A 1,452-nucleotide genomic window follows, 5' to 3' on the forward strand; every position below is an offset into this window, starting at 1 on the left:
GGTGGATTCAACCGGTCGTCGCAACACCTTCAATCAAGGAGGTTTCTATGGGCCGACCTGCGGGTTGGATGCAGAAGTTGACGGGGCGTGGTGCGATGCGCTCGCCTGGAGCGCCGTCGCTGCGACGGGAAGTGGAACGACAGTTCTGGCAGCAAATTGCCACCGGAATCACGAGCGAGAAGGCCGCTGAAGCCGTCGGCGTGTCACAGCCGGTGGGCTCGCGCTGGTTCCGGCATCGTGGCGGCATGCCATTGTTCATGTCGACACCTGTTTCCGAGCGGTACCTGTCCTTTGCAGAACGAGAAGAGATTGCCTTGCTGCGGGCCCAGGATATTGGTGTGAGGGAGATAGCCCGTCGTTTGGGACGAAGCCCCTCGACCGTCTCGCGAGAGCTGACGCGCAACGCCGCAACACGCAGTGGCAAACTCGACTACCGGGCATCGGTCGCACAGTGGAAGGCCGAGCTTGTGGCCAAGAGGCCAAAGCCGGCCAAGCTGGTCACCAACCCGCAACTGCGTCGCTATGTTCAAGATCGCTTGGAAGGCAAGCTGCATGACAGCCGCGGCAAAGAAGTCACTGGCCCTCGGCAGGCACCATTCATTGGGCGCAACAAACCGCACCGCGGAGACCGCAAGTGGGTGAAGGGTTGGTCACCGGAGCAGATCGCACATCGCTTGCGGATCGACTTCCCCGATGATCCATCGATGCGCATCTCCCATGAAGCCATCTACCAGTCCCTGTACATCCAGGGCCGAGGGGCTCTCAAGCGCGAGCTGGTGAGCTATCTGCGCACGGGCCGTGCCTTGCGTACGCCGCGGGCCAGGGCCCAAGCCAAGGCATGGGCACACGTCAGCGAGGAAGTGATGATTTCCAACCGACCGCCACAGGCCGATGATCGTGCCGTTCCTGGTCATTGGGAAGGAGACCTGATCATCGGGCTGGACCGGTCTGCCATCGGCACGCTGGTGGAGCGATCAACCCGCTTCACCATGCTCGTGCATTTGCCGCGCGAGGCCGGCTATGGACTGACTCCCCGAACGAAGAACGGACCTGCGCTGGCGGGCTATGGCGCCATCACCATGGCCAATGCGCTCAAGAAAGCAGTGAGCACGATGCCTACGCAACTGTGGCAGTCACTGACCTGGGACCGTGGCAAGGAGCTGTCCGACCATGTTCGGTTCACCATTGAATCGGGCGTGAAGGTCTTCTTCGCCGACCCACACAGCCCCTGGCAGCGCGGCACGAACGAGAACACCAATGGCCTGCTACGCCAGTACTTTCCCAAGGGCACTGACCTGTCCCGATGGGACGTGCGTGAGCTTCAAGCTGTGGCCAACTCCTTGAATAGCAGACCACGCAAAACGTTGGACTGGAGGACTCCCGCGGAGGCGCTTAACGACTACCTAAAATCCGCCGCGTAATCCGTGTTGCGACGACCGGTTGAATCCACCC

General features: G+C 61.4%; 1 pseudogene. It reads left to right on the forward strand.

Annotated features, from left to right (window positions below):
* Positions 1-68: 68 nt before the first annotated feature.
* Positions 69-1,444 (forward strand): annotated as a pseudogene (locus tag AC07RV_RS45795) (IS30 family transposase).
* Positions 1,445-1,452 lie beyond the last annotated feature (8 nt).

The sequence above is a fragment of the Variovorax sp. GW821-FHT09B01 genome (assembly GCF_059418345.1).